At 49.4% G+C, this 24,573-nt stretch carries 25 protein-coding genes and 2 pseudogenes; 15 read left to right on the plus strand and 12 right to left on the minus strand.

Going from position 1 to position 24,573, the window contains the following annotated elements:
- Positions 1–36 precede the first annotated feature (36 nt).
- Positions 37–198 carry a hypothetical protein gene (locus BZG77_RS14825; RefSeq protein WP_158011422.1) on the minus strand — a complete coding sequence of 54 codons (162 nt, stop codon included), beginning with the start codon at positions 196–198 and terminating at the stop codon, positions 37–39.
- 66 nt (positions 199–264) lie between these two features.
- On the opposite strand from BZG77_RS14825, the gene htpX reads away from it, so the two are divergent.
- Positions 265–1,146, plus strand: a complete 882-nt coding sequence (htpX, locus tag BZG77_RS06955) for a protease HtpX (protein WP_077646694.1) — start codon at positions 265–267, stop codon at positions 1,144–1,146.
- A gap of 66 nt (positions 1,147–1,212) precedes the next feature.
- Here htpX and BZG77_RS06960 read toward each other — a convergent pair whose 3' ends face one another.
- The gene (locus tag BZG77_RS06960; RefSeq protein ID WP_077646695.1) at positions 1,213–2,139 is read right to left on the minus strand and encodes a DMT family transporter; all 927 of its coding nucleotides are present in this window, start codon (positions 2,137–2,139) and stop codon (positions 1,213–1,215) included.
- A gap of 144 nt (positions 2,140–2,283) precedes the next feature.
- On the opposite strand from BZG77_RS06960, the gene BZG77_RS06965 reads away from it, so the two are divergent.
- On the plus strand, positions 2,284–2,733 hold the full coding sequence (locus BZG77_RS06965) for an Lrp/AsnC family transcriptional regulator (protein WP_077461312.1): 450 nt from the start codon (positions 2,284–2,286) through the stop codon (positions 2,731–2,733).
- Between the two features lie 72 nt (positions 2,734–2,805).
- On the opposite strand, the gene trxC is transcribed toward BZG77_RS06965, so the two are convergent.
- Complete coding sequence (gene trxC / locus BZG77_RS06970; RefSeq protein ID WP_021024404.1) at positions 2,806–3,237, minus strand: thioredoxin TrxC; 432 nt, start codon at positions 3,235–3,237, stop codon at positions 2,806–2,808.
- A gap of 148 nt (positions 3,238–3,385) precedes the next feature.
- Complete coding sequence (locus tag BZG77_RS06975; protein WP_077576552.1) at positions 3,386–4,522, minus strand: M14 family metallopeptidase; 1,137 nt, start codon at positions 4,520–4,522, stop codon at positions 3,386–3,388.
- A gap of 224 nt (positions 4,523–4,746) precedes the next feature.
- Between BZG77_RS06975 and BZG77_RS06980 the strand changes: the two genes are divergently transcribed.
- The 4 genes from BZG77_RS06980 (at position 4,747) to pgsA (ending at position 9,612) form a co-directional block, all read left to right on the plus strand.
- The gene (locus BZG77_RS06980) at positions 4,747–6,195 is read left to right on the plus strand and encodes an NAD-dependent succinate-semialdehyde dehydrogenase (RefSeq protein WP_077646696.1); all 1,449 of its coding nucleotides are present in this window, start codon (positions 4,747–4,749) and stop codon (positions 6,193–6,195) included.
- 300 nt (positions 6,196–6,495) lie between these two features.
- Positions 6,496–7,140 carry a UvrY/SirA/GacA family response regulator transcription factor gene (gene uvrY, locus BZG77_RS06985; RefSeq protein WP_077461315.1) on the plus strand — a complete coding sequence of 215 codons (645 nt, stop codon included), beginning with the start codon at positions 6,496–6,498 and terminating at the stop codon, positions 7,138–7,140.
- 29 nt (positions 7,141–7,169) lie between these two features.
- Complete coding sequence (gene uvrC, locus BZG77_RS06990; protein ID WP_077646697.1) at positions 7,170–9,002, plus strand: excinuclease ABC subunit UvrC; 1,833 nt, start codon at positions 7,170–7,172, stop codon at positions 9,000–9,002.
- 49 nt (positions 9,003–9,051) lie between these two features.
- A complete protein-coding gene (pgsA, locus tag BZG77_RS06995) occupies positions 9,052–9,612 on the plus strand; it encodes a CDP-diacylglycerol--glycerol-3-phosphate 3-phosphatidyltransferase (protein ID WP_077461317.1) in 561 nt (186 codons plus the stop codon).
- Between the two features lie 94 nt (positions 9,613–9,706).
- Here the strand turns inward: pgsA and BZG77_RS07000 are convergent, their stop codons facing one another.
- From BZG77_RS07000 to BZG77_RS07010, 3 genes are all read right to left on the minus strand, one after another.
- Entirely contained in the window at positions 9,707–11,074 is a 1,368-nt protein-coding gene (locus tag BZG77_RS07000; protein ID WP_077646698.1) for an ATP-binding protein, read from the minus strand.
- Positions 11,075–11,077: 3 nt separating this feature from the next.
- On the minus strand, positions 11,078–11,752 hold the full coding sequence (locus tag BZG77_RS07005) for a response regulator (RefSeq protein ID WP_077646699.1): 675 nt from the start codon (positions 11,750–11,752) through the stop codon (positions 11,078–11,080).
- 101 nt (positions 11,753–11,853) lie between these two features.
- On the minus strand, positions 11,854–13,533 hold the full coding sequence (locus BZG77_RS07010; RefSeq protein WP_077646700.1) for an aspartate:alanine antiporter: 1,680 nt from the start codon (positions 13,531–13,533) through the stop codon (positions 11,854–11,856).
- A 518-nt stretch (positions 13,534–14,051) separates the two neighbouring features.
- On the opposite strand from BZG77_RS07010, the pseudogene BZG77_RS07015 reads away from it, so the two are divergent.
- Positions 14,052–15,033, plus strand: a pseudogene (locus tag BZG77_RS07015) (ISAs1 family transposase).
- A gap of 111 nt (positions 15,034–15,144) precedes the next feature.
- Here BZG77_RS07015 and BZG77_RS07020 read toward each other — a convergent pair.
- Positions 15,145–15,396 (minus strand): hypothetical protein, encoded by a 252-nt coding sequence (locus BZG77_RS07020; protein WP_077646701.1) that lies wholly within the window; start codon positions 15,394–15,396, stop codon positions 15,145–15,147.
- 195 nt (positions 15,397–15,591) lie between these two features.
- Positions 15,592–15,828: an RNA recognition motif domain-containing protein gene (locus tag BZG77_RS07025; RefSeq protein WP_021023687.1), complete on the minus strand. Its 237-nt coding sequence runs from the start codon at positions 15,826–15,828 to the stop codon at positions 15,592–15,594.
- Positions 15,829–15,932: 104 nt separating this feature from the next.
- Here BZG77_RS07025 and BZG77_RS14695 point away from each other — a divergent pair.
- The 6 genes and pseudogenes from BZG77_RS14695 to BZG77_RS07050 all read left to right on the plus strand — a co-directional run.
- Positions 15,933–16,019: pseudogene (locus BZG77_RS14695) on the plus strand (Ohr subfamily peroxiredoxin); the annotation flags it as partial.
- Positions 16,020–16,177: 158 nt separating this feature from the next.
- Positions 16,178–17,149, plus strand: coding sequence for a hypothetical protein (locus BZG77_RS07030; protein WP_131826142.1), 972 nt, complete (start codon positions 16,178–16,180; stop codon positions 17,147–17,149).
- A gap of 14 nt (positions 17,150–17,163) precedes the next feature.
- Positions 17,164–17,751, plus strand: coding sequence for a GNAT family N-acetyltransferase (locus BZG77_RS07035; RefSeq protein ID WP_077646703.1), 588 nt, complete (start codon positions 17,164–17,166; stop codon positions 17,749–17,751).
- Between the two features lie 98 nt (positions 17,752–17,849).
- Positions 17,850–18,425, plus strand: a complete 576-nt coding sequence (locus BZG77_RS07040) for a GNAT family N-acetyltransferase (RefSeq protein ID WP_241844119.1) — start codon at positions 17,850–17,852, stop codon at positions 18,423–18,425.
- Positions 18,425–18,889 (plus strand): NUDIX hydrolase, encoded by a 465-nt coding sequence (locus tag BZG77_RS07045; protein WP_077486171.1) that lies wholly within the window; start codon positions 18,425–18,427, stop codon positions 18,887–18,889. Before BZG77_RS07040 ends, BZG77_RS07045 begins: the two co-directional genes overlap by 1 nt.
- Before the next feature lie 210 nt (positions 18,890–19,099).
- Positions 19,100–19,315 carry a VF530 family DNA-binding protein gene (locus BZG77_RS07050; protein ID WP_021023695.1) on the plus strand — a complete coding sequence of 72 codons (216 nt, stop codon included), beginning with the start codon at positions 19,100–19,102 and terminating at the stop codon, positions 19,313–19,315.
- Between the two features lie 68 nt (positions 19,316–19,383).
- Here BZG77_RS07050 and BZG77_RS07055 read toward each other — a convergent pair whose 3' ends face one another.
- A complete protein-coding gene (locus BZG77_RS07055) occupies positions 19,384–20,082 on the minus strand; it encodes a gamma-glutamyl-gamma-aminobutyrate hydrolase family protein (RefSeq protein WP_077646704.1) in 699 nt (232 codons plus the stop codon).
- Positions 20,058–21,065 (minus strand): amidoligase family protein, encoded by a 1,008-nt coding sequence (locus BZG77_RS07060; protein ID WP_077646705.1) that lies wholly within the window; start codon positions 21,063–21,065, stop codon positions 20,058–20,060. The genes BZG77_RS07055 and BZG77_RS07060 overlap by 25 nt, the downstream gene beginning before the upstream one ends.
- 388 nt (positions 21,066–21,453) lie before the next feature.
- On the opposite strand from BZG77_RS07060, the gene BZG77_RS07065 reads away from it, so the two are divergent.
- Positions 21,454–22,695: an NAD(P)/FAD-dependent oxidoreductase gene (locus BZG77_RS07065; protein ID WP_077646706.1), complete on the plus strand. Its 1,242-nt coding sequence runs from the start codon at positions 21,454–21,456 to the stop codon at positions 22,693–22,695.
- 193 nt (positions 22,696–22,888) lie between these two features.
- Complete coding sequence (locus BZG77_RS07070) at positions 22,889–23,581, plus strand: winged helix-turn-helix transcriptional regulator (protein ID WP_077486176.1); 693 nt, start codon at positions 22,889–22,891, stop codon at positions 23,579–23,581.
- A 6-nt stretch (positions 23,582–23,587) separates the two neighbouring features.
- Here the strand turns inward: BZG77_RS07070 and BZG77_RS07075 are convergent, their stop codons facing one another.
- Positions 23,588–24,520 carry a DMT family transporter gene (locus BZG77_RS07075; RefSeq protein WP_077646707.1) on the minus strand — a complete coding sequence of 311 codons (933 nt, stop codon included), beginning with the start codon at positions 24,518–24,520 and terminating at the stop codon, positions 23,588–23,590.
- Positions 24,521–24,573 lie beyond the last annotated feature (53 nt).

Below are 24,573 nucleotides of genomic sequence, written 5' to 3' on the forward strand. Positions count from 1 at the left end.
ATATATAGCTTGGCGAGAAGTCACATTTTGTTTAGATTAGATGGGAATAACGTGCCACACTAACTGGTCGGAGCTTGATGACGACATCACTTTATTGGTAACAAAATGCATCAAAGGATTGTTTTTATCTTGAATGCCCATACTATTTTCATCAATACAGCTTTCACCAATACGATTTTTTACTAATACAACGTCCACCAATACAACTTCTACCAATACAACAAGCAAGCGCTGAACACTGGGTTTAAGCGACGGAGAGACATAATGAAACGCATAGGATTATTTCTTGCTACCAACTTTGCGGTACTGATTGTATTTAGCATTGTGCTAAATATTATTTATGCCGTGACTGGCATGCAGCCGGGGAGCTTGTCTGGACTGCTAGTGCTGGCGGCCGTCTTCGGTTTTGGTGGTTCGATCATTTCGCTACTGATGTCTAAATCGATGGCGCTTCGTTCTGTCGGCGCGCAAGTGATTGAGCATCCACGTAACGAAACCGAGCACTGGCTAATGAACACCGTGAGCCAACAAGCACAACGTGCTGGGATTGGCATGCCAACGGTCGCGATTTATAACTCACCCGATATCAACGCCTTTGCCACCGGTGCTAAGCGTAACGATTCTGTCGTGGCGGTCTCGACCGGGTTAATGCAAAACATGACACGCGATGAAGCCGAAGCGGTACTGGCGCATGAAATCAGTCACATTGCTAATGGTGACATGATCACCATGACCTTAATGCAAGGCGTCGTGAACACCTTCGTGATCTTTATTTCACGTGTGATCGCAGGGGCAGTCAGTGGCATGAATAATAGTGACGAAGAAGGCGAAGGCGGCGGCAACTGGATGATGTATTTCCTGATCTCTTCCGTGTTGGAAATCGTCTTTGGTATTCTGGCCAGCATCCTCACCATGTGGTTTAGCCGTCATCGTGAATTCCGTGCTGATGCCGGATCTGCGCAGCTGGTGGGCAAACAGAAAATGATTGCAGCACTTGAGCGCTTAAAAGTGAGCCAAGAGCCAAAGCTAGAAGGATCGATGATGGCGTTCGGTATCAACGGCAAGAAAACACTGAGCGAGTTGTTTATGACGCACCCGCCGCTAGAAAAACGCATTGATGCCTTGCGTCGTGGTGATCACTTATAACGGGCGCTTTTTCATGCTCGACCACAGCCAGCATCAAATCATGCTGGCGAATGATAGATAACATGTTTAAGCGGCCTGCGGGTCGCTTTTTGTTTGTGCACGACGCCATTTGATCACGTCACTGGCTAACACAGCGCCAAGCACGATCAACGCCATCGCCGCCAGAGTGAGTATGCTAACCGTTTCACCGAAAACCGGTATGGCCATTAACGCGGCCACCACAGGCGTAAATGCCCCCATCGCGGCACTCATTTCAGCTCCTAACCGGCGAATGGCAAAGGCGTAGCTGTAGTTGGCAATAATCCCCACGCCCAAGCCTTGAGCAAGAATGTGATAACCAAGTTCATCGAATGGCGCTTGGAGTAGGTTAAACGAAATAAGCCCACTCAATACGCCCACCGGCAGCAGTAATACAGCCGATATCGCTAATACCGCACCGGCTTCCGCAGCACTTAATCCTGTCACGCGTACGCCAATGGTAAACCAGGCCCAACTGATACTGGCTGCGAGCAAAATCAGATGGCCTTGGGTGACAGGCCAAGGTGAAAAGAACAAGGAGTGCCATAAAAATGCGCCAATACCGAGCACAATCAAACTAATGCCTAATCGTCGTCCCATGGAGAGCGATTCGCCATAAACAGTCCAAGCAATGGTGGAAACAAACAGTGGTAAGATCCCAGGTATTAATGAGGCTCCGTCAGCCACAGGCGCAAACTGCATCCCCGTGGCAGCCAGCAGATAAAACGGTAACCCTGCGCCAAATGCAATCGCAAACAGATAACGTTTGGGGGTAGTGACAATATGGCGTACTCGATGACGACTCAACCAACCAAATAACAACGCGGCGGGTAAGAAGCGCAATAAGGCAATATCGCCACTGGTCAATACCGATTGGCTGGCCTGACGTAATGAAATAAATAAGCTTGCCCAGATGGTCACGGTCAAGCCCATGGCAAGCATACCCAATAAACGTTGTGAAGGTGCAGGCATCATTAATCACTTCCTTGTCGATTCGTTATTTAAGTGTGACAGCGTCAAAGAAGAGATTGGTGGCAAAATAAAGGATGATTTAAGCCAGGATTAGCGATTATCATCTTTTTATGGCTATAAATTAATAAAAACCATCAAGGAGGCGGTTTGGACAATAAAGACAAAGCGATTCTTGCGTTATTGCAGGATGATGCGCGCCGTACTGTTGCCGAGATAGCCGATGCGGTTGGGCTCTCGTTTTCGCCGTGCGCAAGACGGATTAAAAAGCTTGAGGCTGATGGGATCATTGCCTCATACCAGGTCACACTCAACCGTCAGCGGATTGGGCTAAACATGACATTTTTTGTCAATGTCAGCCTGAGTAACCACCGAGAAGAGGCAATTGTTACCTTTGAGCATGCGCTAGTGGAAATGGATGAAGTGATTAACGGCCATGTGATATCGGGCACGTATGATTATTTACTGGAAGTAGTTAGTCGCGATCTGCCGCACTACGAAGCCTTTATGCGTCAGCTGCAAACGCTCGCCATGGTGAAAGACATCAATACCAATGTGGCGATCCGTGCGGTAAAACAAGGCGCAGCACTCAAGGTATAGCGCAGCACTCAAGGCATAGCGCTGCGCCAGAATCACACGATGGAAAAACGGCGATAAACCGATAGCGCATGATTAGCTAAGGTGCTGGTTGACCCAGTCGCTGAACGCATTTTGTGGCAAAGCACCATTTAAGACATCAACCCGTTCGCCGTTTTTAAACACCATCAGGGTCGGAATGCTACGAATGCGATATTGCGCCGCGAGGGCTTGTTGGGCCTCTGTATCAATTTTCACAAAACGGGCACGACCTGATTCCTGCTCTGCCACTGCTTCAAAAGCGGGTGCAAAGCTTTGACAGGGGCCGCACCAGGTAGCCCAGAAATCGACGACAACCGGCTTGTCGCTATTTAATAAAGCGGCAAAGTTATCTGTAGTGCCTTCGATAGGCTTGCCATCGAGCAGTGCCGATTGACACTTACCACAGTTAGGTGCGTCATTAATGCGCGCTTCAGGAATACGGTTGGTTGCTTGGCAGTGGGGGCAGCGCGAGGTAAGAGTTGTCATTGTGCGTCCTCGTTGAATGATTTACCCCTAATGTAAGCGCCTTTGTGTGATAGCCCAAGTTGAAATAATCAATCACTTAAATAGAAAAAGCCGATGACAGTGTCACCGGCTCGTTTTCTTTTGCCTTACCGCTTGCTAGCTAGCCTTGTTAAAGGCCATCAACCACGCCAAGGATTGCGCTGAGCATGTCTCGGCCAAATGCTTGGCTGCGCGCGGGTGACCAGCCAAAGTCAGGATCGGGGTGATTGTTATGATCTTTAAACGGCATTTCGACCGTGTACGACAAACACTTAAAGCGCTCACCAATCCAATTTGAGCCAACGGTTAAGTTCGCTTTGCCTGGTGCATCTTTTTCATAGCCGTGCTCGTCTTGAAACTCCGGCGTCACGGTAAGCAGCGTACGCTTAAATCTGTCTTCCAAGTCTGCCATGCGCGCATCATAAGAGGGGATGCCCTCACAGCCGGCGACAAAGTTATAAGGAATCGCCTCGTCACCGTGGATATCCAAACACATTTTTACCCCAGTTTGCTCCATACGAGCACGAACATGATACACCTCGGGGCTGCGTTCAAGGGTGGGCGACTGCCACTCGCGGTTCAAGTTTGCGCCCACCGCATTAGTGCGTAGGTGGCCGCGCACACTGCCGTCGGGATTCATATTCGGCACCACATAAAAATCAGCTTTTTCTAGTAATGCCTGTGCAGTGGTATCGGTGTCGTCAAGCAATCGGTCGAGTAAACCTTCCATAAACCACTCCGCCATGCTTTCGCCGGGATGCTGGCGCGCAATTAGCCAAATGGGCGTTTTCGGTTGGGCAGACTCGCTTAAATCCGCGCGGATTTTCAACAAACTAATATCACGACCATCTAAGGTTTGTCCTAGCGTTTCGAGCTGGCACTGTGGATAGGTCTGCGCCTGGTGAATGAGATCCAAATGGCGTTCATAGCTATAAGGCGCGAAGTAGGCAAAGTACATCGAACCATGTTGCGGCGTGACCTTAATCGTCAAGGTGTCGCCATCAAACTCGGTTGGCACGCGGAACCAGGTATCGCGGTCATATGAGGCAACGGCTTGGTAATCTTTCCAGCCTTCAGGATAGGCCGACCCAGCGAGCTGTTGAATGTGGAGTGTATGAGCCTGATCCACGTCCGCTTCTAAGCGAAAATGGAACCACTGATAAAATTCAGATTGATTGTCATGATGAATGGCAAGCTGGATATTATTGATGTCGCTATCATTCAGAACGCGAATATTCCCGCTATCGAACTGACTAAAAATACGCATAGAGCATCCTTTTTCTGTTGAAGGGCCAGCTGTGTTTGCGCCGGAAGGATAAGCCTTATTATTATTTTCGCTTCGTCTGTTGCCTATTTGAGCAGACATTGGGCGTTTACAGGCTTATGCTGGTTAATCTCAGTGATTATCTTGCCGTGCCAAAGGTGAGCTGGCAAGGTGCTATCAAGATTCAAGCGAACTCGCCAGCCTTTTGACACAAAAAAGGAGCCATTATGCAGCTTCACGATCAGGCGCTACTCAAATCTCAGGCCTTAATCAATGGCCAATGGGTTGATGCCAATCATCAAACCACACGTTCAGTCACGAACCCTGCTAACGGTGAGTGCTTGGCAATGGTGCCCAATATGGGGGCGGAGGAAACACGTCGTGCGATTGATGCTGCCGACGCCGCCTTGCCCGAGTGGCGATCACTTACCGCCAAAGCTCGAGCTGAGATCCTCTATCGCTGGTATGAGCTCATGCTCGAGCATACCGAGGACTTAGCCGCGATCATGACCGCGGAGCAGGGCAAACCGCTGAAAGAATCTGCCGGTGAGATCCAATACGCCGCGTCGTTTTTGCAATGGTTTGCTGAAGAAGCCAAACGTGTGAATGGCGCAACTATTCCTGCCGAGCAGGCCGATAAACGCATCTCCGTGATCAAGCAGCCCATAGGTGTGACAGCAGCCATCACGCCTTGGAATTTCCCCGCCGCCATGATCACCCGTAAAGCAGCGGCCGCGCTTGCTGCCGGTTGTACCATGGTGGTCAAACCGGCCAGCGACACCCCTTTATCAGCGTTGGCGTTGGGTGAATTAGCGCAGCGTGCCGGCGTACCTGCTGGCGTGCTAAGCATTATCACCGGGACGGCGGGTCCGATTGCAGATACCTTATGTGCCGATGAACGTGTGCGTAAACTCTCCTTTACCGGCTCGACCGACATTGGCGCGCAGCTAATGGAAAAATGTGCGCCAAGCATTAAAAAGCTGTCGTTGGAGCTTGGCGGTAACGCCCCATTCATTGTCTTTGATGACGCCGATATTGATGCCGCCGTAGAAGGGGCAATTGCCGCTAAATTCCGTAACGCGGGACAAACATGCGTGTGCGTGAATCGTATTTACGTGCAATCGCGTATTTATGACGCATTTGCTGAAAAATTCACCCAGGCAGTGAGCCAATTGCGCGTCGGGCAGGGTACTGACAGCAACGTTGACATTGGTCCGTTGATTAATCGTGGTGCCATCGACAAAGTAAAAGCACACCTGGACGATGCCCAGCAACACGGTGGTGAGATTTTATTGGGGGGTGACTGCCCCGATTTAGGCGACAACTTCATCCAACCGGCGGTGATTAAACACGCGACCTCGGCGATGCGGATTGCGAAAGAAGAGACCTTTGGTCCTGTCGCACCGCTGTTCGCTTTCGACGATGAAGCGGAAGCCATCGCCATGGCCAACGATACCGAATTTGGCTTAGCCTCGTATTTTTATGCCCGTGACATCAGCCGTGTACACCGCGTTGCCGAAGCGCTGGAATATGGCATGGTGGGGATTAATACCGGTTTGATCTCAACGGCGGTAGCACCGTTCGGAGGGGTCAAACAATCTGGGTTAGGACGCGAAGGATCGCAATGGGGCTTGGATGAATACCTCGAAATGAAGTACCTATGTTTGGCGCTGTAACCATGTGCTGGCATAACGACACACGGAAAGCGCGTACATCTGGTGTGGAAAATTACTGACACATCATCAACACGCTACCTGGGGTATGGCCGAGAGGCTGGTGAGGTTGTCGCCATATTGGCGACGATCTCGTCACTTTGGTTGTTTTTTATCAGCTTAATGTATGAATATTTGTGATTCGACACATCTGCTCTGTTGTTGCCTTTTCATCCGTGGTAAAACTTAAGAAATGCGTAAGACAAGTCCAACCGTTGCGTTTACGCAGCATGTTGGCGAACCAAACCAAGTGGAGATACAAGTTTGATCAATGTTTTTCTTGTAGATGATCACGAGCTGGTTCGCACAGGGATTCGACGTCTTTTAGAAGATGTTCGTGGCATAAAAGTGGTAGGGGAAGCCGACAGCGGTGAAGCCGCACTCAAGTGGTGCCGGCAAAATCACGCCGATATTGTCCTGATGGACATGAATATGCCAGGTATCGGCGGGTTAGAGGCCACACGTAAGTTGCTTCGCTACTCGCCAGACGCCAAAATTATTGTGCTCACAATTCACACTGAAAATCCGTTCCCAACCAAGGTGATGCAAGCCGGTGCGGCAGGGTATCTCACCAAGGGCGCGGGGGCTGATGAAGTCGTTAATGCGATCCGCATGGTGAACAGTGGCCAACGCTACATTTCACCTGATATTGCCCAGCAAATGGCGCTGAGTCAGTTTTCTACCTCTTCTGATAATCCTTTCAAAGAGCTGTCAGAGCGCGAACTGCAGATCATGTTAATGATCACCAAAGGGCAAAAAGTGACCGATATTTCAGAGCAGTTAAACCTCAGTCCAAAGACGGTGAACAGTTACCGCTATCGCTTATTTAGCAAGCTAGATATCAACGGTGATGTGGAGCTAACCCACCTTGCTATTCGTCACGGCATGTTAGATACCGAAAGCCTTTAAAGCGAAGTTAAGCAGTACGAGATCGCGCAGTGCCAAACACCTTTGATGCCAAGAGTTTTCTTAAAACCGTGCCTCACCAGCCAGGCGTTTATCGAATGATGAACGCCACCGGTGAGATCATTTATGTGGGTAAAGCGAAAGATCTCAGCAAGCGATTAGCCAGTTACTTCCGGCTTCAGGTGTCGAGTGAGAAAACCAAAGCACTTGTCCGTCACATTGCTGATGTGGAAGTCACCGTCACCCACACTGAAACCGAAGCGTTAATTCTTGAGCACAACCTGATCAAGCAGCATCGTCCAAAATACAACGTCTTGCTGCGTGATGATAAAACCTACCCGTACATTTACCTCAGTGGCCATGAGCACCCACGGCTGGCGATCCATCGTGGCGCGAAAAAGAAAAAGGGCGAATATTTTGGCCCGTTTCCCGATGCCAACGCGGTGCGTAAAAGCCTGCACTTATTGCAGAAAATCTTTCCTGTTCGCCAGTGTGAAGACTCGGTGTATGCCAACCGCAGCCGTCCGTGTTTAATGTATCAAATTGGCCGCTGTGCCGGGCCGTGTGTGTCTGGGTTGATCAGTGATGAAGAGTATGCCGAGCAGGTCAATTTTGCCCGCATGTTTTTACAAGGCAAAGATCGCGAAGTGATCGACAGCTTGGTCGCCAAGATGGAAACTGCCAGCCAACAGCTGCAATTTGAAAAGGCCGCCGAGTACCGCGATCAAATTCAAGCGTTGCGGCGCGTGCAAGAGCAACAATTTGTCTCGCAAGACAGTGACGATGATCTGGATGTGATTGGCTTTGCGGTCGAAAATGGTGTCGCCTGTATCCATGTGCTCTTTTTACGCCAAGGCAAAGTGCTGGGCAGCCGCAGCCATTTCCCTAAAATGCCGGCAGAAACCGAGCCCGGTGAAGTGGTTTCAAGCTTTGTCAGCCAGTTTTACTTGGCGCAAGCAGAAGGGCGCACTATTCCAAGCCATATTCTGATTTCAGACGATATTGGCGATGATCTTGGCTGGCTATCGACGACCCTGAGTGAAATCGCCGGGCGCAACGTCCAGCTACAAAGTCGACCAAGGGGCGCTAGAGCGCGATTCTTAAAGTTGGCTAACACCAATGCGCGCACCGCCTTGACCAGTAAAATCAATCATCGGATGACCATCCAACACCGTTATCAGACGCTACAACAAACCTTGGGCTTGGAGCCGGTTAAACGGATGGAGTGTTTTGATATTAGCCACACCATGGGAGAAAAAACGGTCGCCTCTTGTGTGGTGTTCAATCAAGATGGCCCCCTGAAAAAAGAGTACCGCCGTTATAATATTGAAGGGATCACCGGCGGTGATGATTATGCGGCGWTGGCGCAAGTGCTGACGCGTCGGTATAGTAAGCAAGTTGAGCCGGAAAAAATCCCCGACATTATCGTGATTGACGGCGGCAAAGGGCAGCTTAACCGCGCCTGGGAAGTGCTTGAACCCCTAATCGCTGACTGGCCGATTAACCCGCTGATATTAGGTGTGGCAAAAGGCACCAGCCGTCGACCTGGGCTAGAAACCTTAATTAAGATCTCAGGCGAAGAATTTTCGCTGCCGTCCGACTCGCCAGCCTTGCACCTGATTCAACATATTCGTGACGAAAGTCACGACCATGCGATTGCCGGACACCGCGCCGCACGAGGCAAAGCACGCAAACAGAGTGTACTCACACAAATCGACGGGATTGGCCCGAAACGCCGCCAAGCACTACTCAAATACCTCGGCGGGCTCCAAGAGCTGAAAAACGCCAGTGTCGAAGAAATCGCCAAAGTGCCAGGCATCAGTGCAACATTGGCAGAGAAAATTCATTCCTCATTGCAAGGTTAGCGGCAATGGGGCACCATAACCTAGTTACTCCTAAAATAAAAAGCTGAGCATGCGTCTAAATATACCTACCATTCTGACCTTTTTGCGCATTGCGCTGATCCCGGTCTTTGTTGTTGCTTATTATCTTCCCTACGCGTGGGCGCCGTTTGTGGCGGCACTGATTTTTATCATTGCGGGGGCGACGGATTGGTTAGATGGCTATTTAGCACGCCGTTTAAAACAATCGACTCGATTTGGCGCATTTCTCGATCCCGTTGCGGACAAAGTGATGGTGGCGATTGCCATGGTGTTGATTGTCGAGCACTATGCGTCTATTTGGGTCACGATTCCCGCTGCCACCATGATTGCGCGCGAAGTGATTATTTCTGCATTGCGAGAGTGGATGGCCGAAATCGGCAAACGTGCCAGTGTCGCGGTGTCTTGGGTAGGTAAATTTAAAACCGGCTCGCAAATGTTCGCACTGACCATGCTGTTGTGGCATGGCGCCCCTTGGATTGAGTGGTTAGGGTATATTGCTTTGTATGTCGCAGCAGGCCTAACGTACTGGTCGATGTATCAATATATGATGGCAGCCAAAGACGATTTGCTGGCCGATCCTGATGGCGACTAAGCCCTAACGACCGATATCGCCAACGCACCAGCGACAAAAACGCGCGACAGCACGCAACAAAAAACGCAGCCCCGTTAAGGCTGCGTTTTGTCGTTTAGCGTTTAGGAATAGTCAACACAAATGCCGCGCCTTGTAATACCGAGTCCGTGACGTGGATATTACCATCGTAACTAGCGATAATTTCATCGCAGACCGCCAAGCCAATTCCGGTGCCCGGGTTCAGTTGATCGGCGCGCACGCCGCGTTGAAATATGCTCTCTCGATAGCACTCTGGCACCCCAGGGCCGTCATCTTCAATGATAAGCTGAAACACCTCGCCTTGATCCTCTACGCGCACTTTCACTTGCTCGAGGCAGAATCGATAGGCGTTTTCTAACAAGTTACCGAGTAACTCCATCAAATCACTGTGGTGTATCGGCAAAGAGGCGTGTTGATCAAATGCGCGGATCACTTTAACCGGTTTATCGCGATACGCTTTATCTAACATCCCGGCCAAGCTATCGATAGGCGCAGACAGTGGACTAGCTTCGCGTTTTAACCCACATTGCCCCACCAACGCGCGTTTTAGTTGATACTGCACCATGTCATCCATTTGGCTGACTTGCTCTAGGATCCGTTTGTTCAGTACTTCACGCGATAAGCGATTGTCGTCTAACAAGGCGTTGGTGGCCGACAAGCGCGTTTTTAAACTGTGGGCCAAATCATCCATCGCGTGACGATAGCGCGTTTTTTGCTTCTCGCGTTGGGTGATCATCCGGTTAAGCGCTTGGGTAACATCTTGCAGCTCATCAGGATAATCATCGTCCAAGGTTTTTTGCCGTGATTCGGTAATCGCAATCAGCTCTCGTGCCAATCGGCGCAGCGGAGAAAAACTCCAATGGCAGGCGGCGATTACCATGGCAGAGGCCGAAAGAAACAGCAAACTGATATAAAACCAGGTCTCTGTCTCTAAATCAGCTAACTGTTGTTTTTGCATATCTACGTTGCGCAGCACAAACAAGCGATTGTTACTGTCACCCGGTTGCCGATCGGACGATAACTGCTGTGCGACCACACTAAAGCCAGCAATTGACAAATATTGCGGTTTTTTCGCTTGTTGAGGAAACAGGGTACAAATGTCATCAATATCAAAGGCTCGCACATCGCGAGAAGACCACAGCGTGTGGTTGTCTGGGGAGCACAGTACAGACATGTAATCAGAGCTAGACGGGTCCAGCGATTGGATCCACGCCGTGAGCTCATCGGCGCGAATCAATCCATCTTTACTCAGTTGCGCCATGACCATGGGAACTTGTGAGGCCAGATCGCGAGAATAAGCGGCTATCGAGCTTTGTTGATAGAGCTTATTAATTAAAGCGGCTAGGGCGATAGAAAAAACCAGTATGATACCGATAGACGTCGCAAGCACTCGGGTGCGCAATCTTGGTCGACAACGGCATAAGGTAAATTGGCCTAGTTTCATGATTCACTCAGCTTGAATTTCAAAAAGATACCCTTGACCTCGCACGGTCGAGATCGGGTTTCTATGGCCGCTTTGGAGCAGCTTTTTGCGCAGGCGACTGATCATCACTTCAATGGTGTTCGGATCGCCATCTTGATCGTGATACAGCACATCGAGCAAGCGCTGCTTGGAAATCACCTCACGGCTATGACGCATCAAATACTCAAACAAGTCATACTCAAACGCGGTTAACTCAAGTGGCTGGCCGTTCACCGTCACCGCTTTGGCTAACAAATCGAGCTCAATGCCACCGGCGGTAATCGTGGGTTTGACAAAGCCAGCACTTCGGCGCACCAAGGCATTGAGGCGGGCAACCAGCTCCGGCTTTTGAAACGGCTTAACCAAGTAATCATCAGCGCCAGCATCTAGTCCCGTGACTTTGTCTTGCCAGTTCGCCCGTGCGGTCAGCACCAAAATAGGCAGGCGCAAGCCCTTGGCGCGAATATCCCGAATCAAGCTGATCCCATCTTGATCGGGTAGGCCCAAATCAACAACGGCAATATCGTTGGGGTATTGATCGGCAAAATACAGCCCCTCGCTCGCCGTCTTGGCACAGCGAACATGGTGCCCAAGCTCAGTGAGCTCAGTGTTTAGGTGATGACTTAAAATCGAATCATCTTCAATAATCAATACCTGCATAAAAGCCTCTTTAAAACAAAAAAGCGCCCATGGTTGGACGCCTTGATTATAAGTTTTGTTGGCTGAATTGTGCCTGACGTGACGTCGTTCTCTTCGACGGCTTACACCAAAATAATCATTAAGGTGCCGGCGAGTGTCAGGATCACGTTGGCAATCGCATAGGTGCCGGCGTAGCCCAGTGCTGGAATGGTACTGCGCGCGTGCTCATTGATCATATCCATCGCCGGGGCACAGGTGCGTGCGCCAATAATCGCACCAAACAATAAGGCGCGGTTCATTTTAAGCACATAGGCCCCCACCAGATAAGCAATAATCACGGGGATCACGCTAATCACAATGCTGGCTAAAATCACCGAAAAGCCCATATCCGCGATGTAGTCAAATAGTCGGCTACCGGCACTCAGACCAATCCCGGCCATAAAGGTCATCAAGCCCAAATCTTTGACCATATTCAGCGCCCCTTGTGGCACATAGCCGAAGGTAGGGTGGTTGGCGCGTAAAAAGCCAAGGCTGATCCCTGCCAGCAGCAAGCCGGCGGCATTACCCAGCCCAAAGGTCACTTGGCCAAAGGTGAGGGTGATCATCCCCAACCCAAGCCCCAGAATAAAGAAGCAACAAAACGCGAGCAAATCCGACATCTGGCTATGAATCGAGATAAAACCAATCCGATCCGCTAGCCCTTTGACGCGGCTTTTCTCGCCACTGATTTGCAACACATCGCCTTTATTCAGAATAATGCCTTGGTCCATCGGCATCTCGACTTGCGCGCGTACCACGCGGTTTAAAAAGCAGCCATATTCCGACAAGCTAAGATCGGACAGCTTTTTTTGCGCCACACTGTCGTTTTTCACCACGATTTCTTCTTCGACGATGCGCAAATCAAGCAAGTCACGATCAAACACTTCTTTACCGTTTCTAAAACTGGGGTCGAGGCGCGCATGGCTGTCTGGGTAGCCCACTAAGGCAATCTCGTCCCCTTGCTGCAAAATGGCATCGCCATCGGGATTAGCCAAAATGCCATTACGGCGAATCCGCTCGATATAACAGCCGGTTTGGCGATAAATACCCAGCTCACGCAGATTACGGCCATCAATCCAATCAATCAGCTCTGGGCCAACCCGATAGGCGCGAATAATAGGCAGATACACTTTACGCTGTGACTCACTGCCTAACCCGCGCTCAATCGCAATTTGCTGGGCCGAGTGCTCCAGGTTATGGCGTTGCAGCTTAGGCATTAACTTGGCAAGCACAATCAAACTCACCAAACCGGTAAGGTAGGCCATGGCATAGCCGACACTGAGGTTATCGATCATCATCCCCAGCTGCTCGCCATCGGTGCCGGTTAAGCCAGAGTTAAGCGCATCTTTCGCGCCCACGAGCACCGGAGTAGCGGTGAGTGCGCCTGCCATCATGCCAGTGGCAATACTGGTATCCAGACCTAACTGATCTTGAAAAAACAACGTCAACCCAATGGCGCTTAACAACACGGTGAGCGCGAGCAATAGGTAAGATTTTCCGTCACGGAAAAACACGCCAAAAAAGTTCGGCCCTGCCTCGATACCGACACAGTAGATAAACAACATAAAGCCGATGCTGAGTGCGTCGGGCGAGAAGGTAAACCCGGCATTACCAAAAATGATTGCGGTCAACAACACGCCGATGGATCCACCGAGTTGCACACTACCAATTTTGATCTTTCCGACGGCCAGGCCGAGCGCGAGCACCACAAAAAGGAGTAAAATATCGTTTTGAAGCAGGAGGTTATTGACGTCTATATTCACAGCACAAATGTCCGACAGCGCGTGCAGAGGGTTAATATGGTGGAAATTATACCAACCTTAATCACATTTTGTTGGACAAATTTAGTGAAATACACAGAAAAGTCGGGTAAAAAAAGACCGCTTGGCTGATTTTTTCAACGTAAACAACAAAAAGCCCCATCGACTGATTTTTAAGGCGCCCCTATACAAGCCCCTAGACTCAAGCCAACGCCCCCTTACCAGACCCACAGAATAAGCGCTCGCTAACATTTTGGACATTAGGACATGAAAAGCTAACAAGGTTTTTGATAGGCTACTACCACAATGGACATTTTTAAGGCCTGTTGGATGCCGCCAGGGAAAACGCATGAAGATCCGCGCCACGCCTGGGCTAGCAACTTAATGACTAAGTTRTTACTTAGGGCTGAAAACCGTGCGTTATGCCATATTTATTAATTAAAATAAGTGAAAATAAAGGATCAATTTGTTGATCATTTTTAGTGCGATTTAATGGTCTCCTAACGTTTAGGAGATTAAAAATGACAGAAGATAAAAGTCCATTTATGCATTTCGTTTCCATTAGAGACATTCGCCAAGAAGATAAAGTTGAACATACGTTATCAGATATTATTTTGATAACGATTTGTGCGGTGTTGTCTGGTCATGATACCTGGAAAGGTATTAGTGATTATGGACGTAAGCAGCGTGATTTTTTATTACGCTTTGGCTTCTCAGGTAAAACATCACCCTCGGCAGATACGATTGCAAGAGTGATGGGAACCATCAGTACAAAAACATTACAAAAAGCCTTCATAGAATGGATGAAATCGTGTCATGAATTAACGGATGGTGAAGTAGTTGCCATTGATGGAAAAACACTGAAGGGTTCATATAACCGAGCAACAGACCAAGCTGCGATTCATAGGGTTAATGCGTTCGCAACCGCAAATGGTGTATGCCTCGGACAGTCAAAAGTAAATAGTAAAACCAATGAGATCACTGAAATGCATAAGCTGCTGGAATTGATAGACATTTCTGGCTGTTTAATTACGATAGATGCCATGGGTTGTCAGCGAAAAATCGCATGGACGTTTAGAAACACGATGTGCACTCATCAATACCGATTTAAGTGTATTAGGTGATTTGGTTTATGATTGGCCTGAACTAAAAACGATGGGCATCATGGTGAGTGTTCGACAAGAAGGAAAACACGATGAAGAGTCAGATATTTTAGCTCGCTATTATATAAGCTCAAAATCACTAACAGCGAAAGAGCTTCATGATGCCACTCGCTCGCATTGGTTAATTGAATCAATGCATTGGCAACTCGATGTTGGATTAAAAAAAGATGCATGTCGAATTAGGGTAGATGACCGAGCTGAAGTTTTTGTACGAATAAGGCAAATGGTTTTGAATTTATTAAAGCAAGAGAAGAGTTTCAAAGCCGGTATTCAACGCAAGCAAATGATGTGCGCGATGGACCAAGAGTACTTGGCGACCGTGCTGGGAAGCCTTTCATGACGCGGATGTTCATGCGTTTTCCGTGACAGCGCCGCAAATTCAGCCTCGGAAAACTGGAATAAATCGATATTATCGACTTGCGCCCCTAAGGTATCGCCTAAAGGGTTATCTTCATTTGAACCATACTTTACCGCCTATGAATTTGTAGGCTGGTGTGCCTCGCATTAGGGTGTCACGCGCAAAGGGCTGTTCGCATTGAGGGCAGTAACACGGCGTGGTGGTGGCATCCTCAACAATCCTTTCTTTAAAGCACTTCACCAAAGCGCCTTTACCACCTTTTCGGTATTTGAACAGCTGTGCGTTACAGCGTTTACAGAAAATATCGATGGTTTTGGTGGGGCCTTTTTTATTCGGTTTTGCCATCTTGATTGCTCGAGCGTCACTACATGCCGAAAGCTTGATAGTGACGAGTCGGACGTAGGCTGTCAATCAGCTATGGTTTGATGACGCTTATACGTTATTAATGCTTGGCAACCATAAACAAAAGCCAACACGGGTGATCGTGTTGGCTATCGTTCCCGCCTCACAGCCAATGTAAGTGCAAAGGGCTGCTTTTGCTTAGTTCGCGATTTTCACGCGGATTTTGCTCTTTGCAACGCTGGCCAGGTTCAGTGCGGCAATTGCAGCGTTGGCCTGGGCATCGTCAGGCATAGTCACAAAAGCAAAGCCTTTGGATTCGCCAGTCTCTTGATCCAGCACCAGATTGCAGTCGGTGACGTCGCCGTGTTCAGAAAACAGCTGACGGAGTTCTTGTTCGGTGGTGGTGCGTGCAAGGTTGCGAGCTAAAAGTTTCATTGTTGTCCGTTCATATCGAGGTAACAGCACCGATTGTGTCAGTAAAGAGGGCAACGACCAAGTAATAGTTTGGCTTTCTTATCGATAGGTCACTCACCGGTATGGTTTCATTGGTCGAGCAAGCGCACCAAGTATGCCCGTACTCTAATGCGACCCGCGGTAATATTAAGGTTGAACTGTCAGTGATTTAAGCTAACTGGCAAGCTATGATAAGGGAGGACTGTTAAACAGGGCTCCCTTTTTTATGTCCGCTCTTTAAGGGAGCAGCGCGTTGTTCGGTGCTCCCTGACTAGAAGTGCTCAGCATTGACTGCTAACACTTATGTACAAGCCCTATATCGATAACAAGGATGATGAAAATTAGCATGCCAGAAGTCACTGCGAGTAAGCTCACCAAGATAAGCGTCGCTCCGCTAACGAGTAAAGACATAGAGGGTGTTCGCCAGGTATCGTTACCTGACCAACAAATAAAGTTCACGGGCACCGAAGACGAATTTCTTGCTGAGACCAGCGAGACCATTCACCGCCATGTGATCAAGCGACAATGGCTTAGGGCAGGTTCAGATTTGCACACGATGTGCAAACAGACAGCTCGAATCATGAGTGTGTTGTTTATCGGTTTACTATCAACGGGGGCCTATGCGCAAGGGTTGGATTTTCGCGTTGAAACCGGCGGGGTGACGTTTAGCAAAAATGATGTCAGCATCCCCGGAGATACCGGCACTCGCTTTGATATGACCGATTTAACCGGCCGATCCGCAACGCCTTACTTGCGTTTGTATGGCACGTATCAGTTCAATCCCCAGCACGCGGTACGCCTAACCTTTGCGCCTCTCTCTGTCGATGGTCGTGGCACGCTGTCAAAAAGCATCCAGTTTCAGGATCAGCGCTTTGCCGCCGAGCAAGCCATTGATGCGGATTATCAATTCAATACCTATCGCGCGACATACCGCTGGACGTTTTACGATCAAGGCCCTTGGCAGTGGGGCGTCGGTGCCGCCGCCTTGGTGAGAGATGCTGAAATCACCCTCGCGCAAGGTGAAACAAAAGCAACGAAGTCCAACGTTGGCGTGGTGCCCTTGTTGCATGGCTATGGTCAATATCGTCTATCCGATCGCGCGGCGTTGATCTTAGATGTGGAAGGCGCGTGGTCACCCATGGGGCGAGCAGTCGATGCGGCGCTAATGTTGGAGTATCACCTTGGCGATGGCTGGTATGGCGCTCTGGGGTATCGCACCCTAGAAGGCGGGGCGGACAACGATGAAGTCTATAACTTTTCTTGGCTTCACTATGGCCTAGCCAGCCTCCGGTACCGGTTTTAACTGCGAGGGAAGAAATGGAGGTAGCGATTCGGCAAGGATGGCCGTTTGAGCAAGCACAACACGTCGCTGAGTTATATGAGCAGGCGTTTGGAATGAAGTTCGCACGGGCAATCCCTAATCAGGCAGCGCGCGTAGCGGTGTTGTCTCAGTGTTTTGTCCCAAACTTTTCGTTTGCCGCTATGCAAAACGGCAAGGTGGTGGGGTTAGCTGGGTTTCAAACCCAAGCCGGCGCATTGACACAGGGCATGGGCGCGAAACAGTTGATCGATAGTTTGGGGACCATCAAAGGCATTTGGGCCTGCGCGATATTGGCGCTGTTTGAGCGTAAAGCGGCACACAATGAATTGGTGATGGATGGCATTGCTGTTGATAGCGCGATRCGAGGTCAGGGGATTGGTTCCCAATTACTGGATGCCATTCTCGATTATGCCCAAGCACATGGCTTTGAAAGCGTTCGATTAGATGTCATTGATAGCAACCCCAGAGCCCGCAAGCTTTATCAAGCCAAAGGCTTTGTCGCTACCAAAGAAGAGCGCTTTCCGCACCTAAAATGGTTAGTCGGCTTTTCAGGCGCCACCACCATGGTCAAGGCGCTGAACTAAAACAACAAGAGAGACAAGGATGTTTATTTCTCAATATCAATGAGATAGCCTAGTTCTATGATAGGAATTGGAATAAGCACATGGAATTGGTTTGACTAATGGATGATTTCCCGCGCGTAGACCAACTGGACAGTGACCGTCTGTTGCTGGTGGCGCCTAATATGGCCCATCAGCCTTTAATTTTAGAAGCCGTGTTGGAAAGCCAGCACACCCTTGCTCCTTTTATGGATTGGCTGCCGCACGCGCTGACCGAATCGAGCTCGATTGAAAACACCCAACAAGCGATTGATGACTTCGACATGTTTATTAATGAGCTACGCTACTCGATTTTTGAAAAGTCGACGGGGCAACTGGTGGGTGTGATCAGCTTAATGATCCGTAATATCGCGATTCCTTACTTTGAAATAGGCTATTGGCTGCGGAGCTCTAAAGAAGGCCTTGGCTATATGAGCGAAGCGGTGAGGACGCTAGAGCGGTATGCGTTTAATGACCTTAATGCCAAGCGTGTCGAAATCAAAACCGCCTACGAAAATACCCGCAGCCGCGCGGTAGCCGAGCGTTGTGGGTATCATCAAGAAGCGATGCTTACCAACGACCGTATCCTACCTAGCGGCACGATTTCTAGTACTGTGGTCTACGCCAAAGTGGCGGCATGTGAAGCCGAGGAGAAATGATGATCCCAGTGAATACCTCTGTGGTTTCTGGCGTGGCGCTCTCTCGTATTGAGGGAGAAATAAAAATGCTGCTGATGAAGCGAGTGAAAGGTGGCTTCTGGTGCCATGTTGCGGGCTCGATTGAAGCGGGTGAGACCGGAGTGGACGCCATCGTCCGTGAGTTTAGCGAAGAGACCCAGATTACGGTGGCTGACTTGTATAACGCGCAGTTTTTGGAGCAGTTTTACGAAGCGTCAGTGAATGTGATCGAGCTTATCCCTGTGTTTGTGGTGATGTGTGATGATAACCAAGCCATCACGCTTAATGATGAACACACCGAGTTTCGCTGGTGCTCACTCGATGAAGCAAAAGCCTTGGCGCCGTATCCAAATCAGCATGCGGTATACGACCATGTGTGGGCTTATTTTGTTGACCGGCCCATCAACCCGTTATATCGCGTCAACTTACCTAACCGTCAGGAATGAATGATGAGCATGGAACGCTTTTTTACCCAAGATGACATTATGTTGCACGGTGACACGGTTTCCTAGGTGCCAGCTAAACCTTGATTATAAGCTGGCGCGCTACCGGTGTTGATCTCGCCTTTTTTTTCATCGTCACGTAAAGTAGCGCTTTTATTGGCTAGCGAGGCTAGTCGTGTACGTTGTGCGCCCAACCAAAACGTGAGAACGAGTATGCAAGAACAACCGAATAACCCACTTCACGGACTTAGCTTACAAACCATTTTAACGCGACTGGTAGAACACTATAGCTGGTCCGGTCTTTATCAGCGTATTCGTGTGAATTGCTTTCATAATGACCCATCTATTAAATCATCGCTTAAATTTTTGCGCAAAACGCAGTGGGCGCGAGATAAGGTCGAAGCTTTGTATATTGATACTTTTTGCTAAGGGTAAAATCGATAACGCCGAGCGAATGTGCCTCGGCGTTTTTGTTTTTCACAAGATAACAACCATGTTTACTGAGATGCCGCTTGTCGCTGCTGGAAGCGCGTTGCGTGCTCGACTAGGCCCTTAAACAGCGTACGCTGACAGCCAAGGTAAAGCAAAAATTCTGGATGCCACTGTACGCCCAGTGTATAAGGGCGGTTGGGCGACTCAATCGCTTGCACAATACCATCTAAATCACGTGCGCTTACCGTTAAATCCTCGCCTAACGCGTTAATCGCTTGGTTATGTAGGCTGTTTATTTTGCGTCTACCTTGCCCCAACCGTTGCTGTATATGGCCGTTAACATCACGCAATATACACAAGGTTTTCATCGGGAATATTGTCCAGCGATGAGAGGTTTTCTTGCGCTGTTCGCGTAAGCTTTGGTGCAAGGTGCCGCCTAAGCAAATGTTGAGAAGTTGCGCACCACGGCAAATGCCTAAAAGCGGCTTTTGACTGGCTAACGCGCTTTTGATTACTGCGCTCTCTAGTTCATCACGTTCGGGATCGTAGTTTGGTTTCACTTCGGGCTCAGCAGCATACAGCACAGGTTCAACATCGTGGCCGCCTGTGATCACCACACCGTGATAATCATCAGGCTTAAATATTGAACCTGGCCGCAACTGTAGGGGCTGCCCGCCATAAAGACGCACCGCGGTGGCAACGAAAAAACGCGGTAAGAAGGCACCTTTGTCGGGGCCGGTTATTGCGATAATGGGTCTACCCATAGCGTATTCACTTTCTCCGCCCAGTTATTGGTAATGCGTGATAATGGATCGTTTAAGTGAGCAAGATAAGCATCACAGCAAGCTGTCAGTCGTTCTGGATCTGCGGCAAGTTTCTCTACTTCTACCCAATCATTCCATGCCTCATGGATCCCCCATTGTGGACGACTTACTTTGCTATCCGGTAAACGATAGTGAAACGTGGGGCGCGCTTTTGTCAGGCCATCATTGAGCGCCTGATTCACTTGTTTCTCATCGAGGTGAGTGAAGAGTGGCAGCATATCTAGCGCACGATTACGCGTCGGATTATCAGCAAGGTAATCGGCAATCAAGGTGTCGCGATCGGGCCAATAATCGTGCGCTAGAACACGCGTGATATACGCTTTTGGAAAGGGATCGACATAGCTTGTGAGACGACGGGATAAATCAATATCGGTACGTTTAATTAGCCAATCATACAAGCATAAAAATGCTTTCAGATGCGCATTAATGGTGTGAGCGGATAAGTCGGGCAGTTCGGGATTAAGCTGCATCCCAAATGCATAGACAGGGCTGTCCTCTGTGCCTTCTGCACCTTGTTGTCGCAGAAACTCAATCAGTCTATCGACGTCTTGAAGTCGATCAAGCGGAAGCGGTGGGCTGACTATTTCGACCGGTACGACCATTTTAGCTGCCCAAGCTAAAACTTCTTCCGCGGATTGGTCAATTTGATTGGCGAGAGTCTTCTCACTTCGATCGTTCCGTCCAAGGCGTTTTAGCTTGGCGTAATCAAGCTCTATGATCCAATCACCCGCATTGTCACCGGTTAGTTTTCGGTCGTAACGGCCGCCATGCTCAACCGTCAGGGATAAATATTTTGCAACGAGCTGTGCAATGGTGTCTAGCTCCATACCACTCAATTCAAGTTCAACACCGACGCAGCGCGTTTCTCCCTCTGCATTGGTGGTATAAGGGGGTGTTTTTAACGGTGAAGGGGACGCATTCATCAATGGAGCCTCACTTATCGGATAAACATATGAAATACATGGGGGTCACGATGCGCTGATTAAAGGGAAATCGCCTCGATTTGTTCGGGAATTAGCCTAAACAAATCGCCAATATAATGCTCTTTGGCTTTCATCAGCTAATACGATCTGCCGCCCAGCTTGTTAAAGCCATTCGTTTTACATCGGCAATGGCTTCATCTGGCAGTGAGCTTTTTATCCCAACTTGACCTTGGGTGGAAACAACCACTTCATTCCCCCAATCTTGGCCACTGTCGTTATTAAGCCCCCTTGACCACTATCGCTACTGGCGCAAAGCTTGTAACTTAAGGGTAAAAATTCAACAGTTTTAACAACAAAACAAAAAATAACATCATTCAGGGAGTGAAGTATGACGAAGCAGGTCGTGGTGTTAGGGGCCGGAATGGTTGGTGTATCCGTGGCTTGGCATTTACTTAAACGGGGGTATGCCGTCACCTTGATCGATCGCGTGCCTCCAGGGCAAGAAACATCGTTTGGCAATGCAGGCATTATTCAACGTGAAGCCGTTCGGCCCTATGCCTTTCCGCGTGATCTCACCACTTTGCTGCGGGTGTTGCCGAACCGTGCGGTGGATATTCGCTATCGTCCTAGCAGTGTGATTCGAGCGGCTCGCGCGTTATTGCAATATTGGCATTACTCCAGTGATAAGCATTATCGAAAGCTTGTCCCTGAATACGCAGCCTTGATAATGCAATCACTCGATACGCATGATGAGATGATACGGTCCGCGGGGGCGGAAGCGTTAATTCGCAAAGCCGGTTACCTTAAACTGTTCCGTACCCAAAAAGCGCTTGATGAAGAACTGACAAAAACAGCGTCTGACAGCGCGCTATTCGGTGTTGAATTTGATGTGTTAAACCGTCAACAGCTTGCACAGCGAGAGCCGAGTTTGTCTCCGTCTATTGTGGGGGCGATTCATTGGAAGCAGCCTTGGACCGTCACAGATCCCGGCGCCCTGGTCGAAGCTTACGCCGCGGATGTAAAATGCAAAGGAGGAGCCATTAAACATGCTTCGTTAACAGGCTTAACACGGCAAGGCTCGGGATGGCTCATTCAAACCACCAAAGAAAGCTTACACGCTGACCAGGTGGTGATGGCGATGGGGCCTTGGTCATCGTATTGGTTGGATCAACTGGGAATTCAGGTGCCTTTGTTTGCTAAACGCGGCTACCACATGCACTATGCATGTAATAAAAAAGCACCGCTGAATCACTGGCTTATGGATGCGGAAATCGGGTACCTCTTGGCGCCGATGCGTGCTGGTGTTCGCCTGACGACAGGCGCGGAACTGACAGCAGTGGATGCGCCGGTTAATGAGAGCCAACTTAATGCCGCTGAACAGGTTGCGCGTTCGCTTTATCCGCTTGGTCAACGTCTTGATGCATGCCCTTGGAAAGGTGGGCGTCCTTGCCTACCCGATATGAAGCCCATGATCGGCCCGGCGCCAGACCAAAAGGGATTGTGGTTGGCATGCGGTCATGGTCATCAAGGTTTTACCTTGGGCCCTGTGACCGGAAAATTGTTGGGACAAATGATAGATGAGGAACACACGGATATTGATATGCATCCGTATCGTGTCGATCGCTTTTAGTGGTCGGCTGCTGAGTTTGTCATCATTCCCACGCCATGAGGGATCGAAAACGCTGAAGTCGACGTAAACCCGTTTGCTTTACAGGCTGATACTGTAAGACAATGAATAGCTTGGCGAATCCTTTTTTGAGTGACAATGACGATAAATAGGGTTCAGCCATTAATGTGACGTGAACGTTTAGATAGGACCACTGATGCACCAAGCGTTTTTCTCCAAAACTAAGCCCGCCATTGTCGTGCGCGGCCCAGAAGACCAGTCATTTATCGCGCTACTCGAAGCTCGGCTGCGAGATCACGGCTGCGATGTGACTGTGATTGGCCCTGATGATCCAATGCCCGATTGGGATGCTGTGCAATTGATTAGCTGGGTGCCTGAGGGAGAGGCGCAAATGACAACCTTGCGCTGGTTGAGCGAGCAGTGCCCGTTTATTGCTTTAATGGCAAGTCAAGCGGCGGCTGATCGCGTGGCCGCGCTGAATGCCGGGGCGGAAGATGTGCTATCTGTCCCTATTGATATTGATGAGTGTATGCTGCGCACCGCGATTGCGATGCATCGTCGCCATGCCATGGTGGTGATCAAAGAGTCATCAGGCCAGCTGCAAGTTGATAATCTCTGGATGCACCAAGACACACACCAAGTCAGAGTGGATGACCAAGCGGTCAAATTAACACCCATACAATTCGAACTCTTGTGGCTTCTTGCGCAGCATAAAGATACTACGTTGAGTAAGTCACTCCTTTATCGTCAGGTGCTTAAAAAAACGTTTACGCCTGATGATCGCAGCCTCGATATGCATTTAAGCCGTGTTCGGAAAAAACTCGCTGACGCTGGACTGCCGCCTGAGCGCTTGCAAACCGACCACGGCAAAGGCTATTGCTTTATTTAATGGCGTTTAAGCTGAGCGTGACAGCGCAAGTCGCCAGCGACCAGGATGGGGTAAGCGAGGCAACAGCAAGCCGGCAACAACAATCGCAATCCCTAAAACTTGGATTTGGCTGACCGCTTGTCCCATCAAGAACGCGGTGAGTACTGCAAACACCGGTACAAAGTTAAAGAATAGGGCCGCATTGGCTGAGCCAAGGTGGCGTACACCGTTAAGCCAGAGCAAATAGCCCGCGACGGTGCCTAGCACACCGATATAAAGTAACTCTGAAACCGTGATTGGGCTGGCGGTTATCACCTCACCAAAGGGATGTACATTAGGTGTCATCGCACACATCACGCCGATGACCGTGGCGCCACTGAGCATACCCAAAAAGGTATAGGGGATGACAGGCATCCAACGACCAATCCCTTGGCTGAAAAAGGTATAGGCACTCCACGCGAACATACCGGTGAAAATCATCTGATCGCCTTGATTAAAGTTGAGGTTGCGTAAAACACCCCACTGTCCGTCGGTGATCACCAATAATACCCCCGATAAACTGACCACCAAACTGAAAACTTGCCCTTTGCGCGGAAGTGCGCGTATTGCTACGCAGGCAATGAAAGAGGTGACTAACGGGCTGAGCGCCATAATTAATGAGCCGTTGGTGGCTTGGGTATATTCAAGCCCGGTAAACAAGCAAAGATTTAACCCTCCAATGCCTACAGCACTGACGGTAGTTGCCCATAGCCATTGTTTGCCACTGAGAGGGGGGATCTTGGCTCGGGTTGCTTTGAGGTACAGACCCAGACAAATGGCCGCGATCCCAAATCGCCAAAAAACAAGCGTGAGTGCACTGACCTCATTCAAAGCATCCTTACCGATGGGAAAGGTGCTGCCCCAAAAAAACGCACATAAAATGAGTAGGGCGATGGCTTTCCAAATCGACGTTGTATTCATATCAATACCTGACTTATTAAACGATGTACGCTAGTGTATAAGTTTCAAAATTT

Source organism: Salinivibrio sp. IB643, from assembly GCF_001996105.1.
In the GTDB taxonomy this organism is placed as follows: Bacteria; Pseudomonadota; Gammaproteobacteria; order Enterobacterales; family Vibrionaceae; genus Salinivibrio; species Salinivibrio costicola.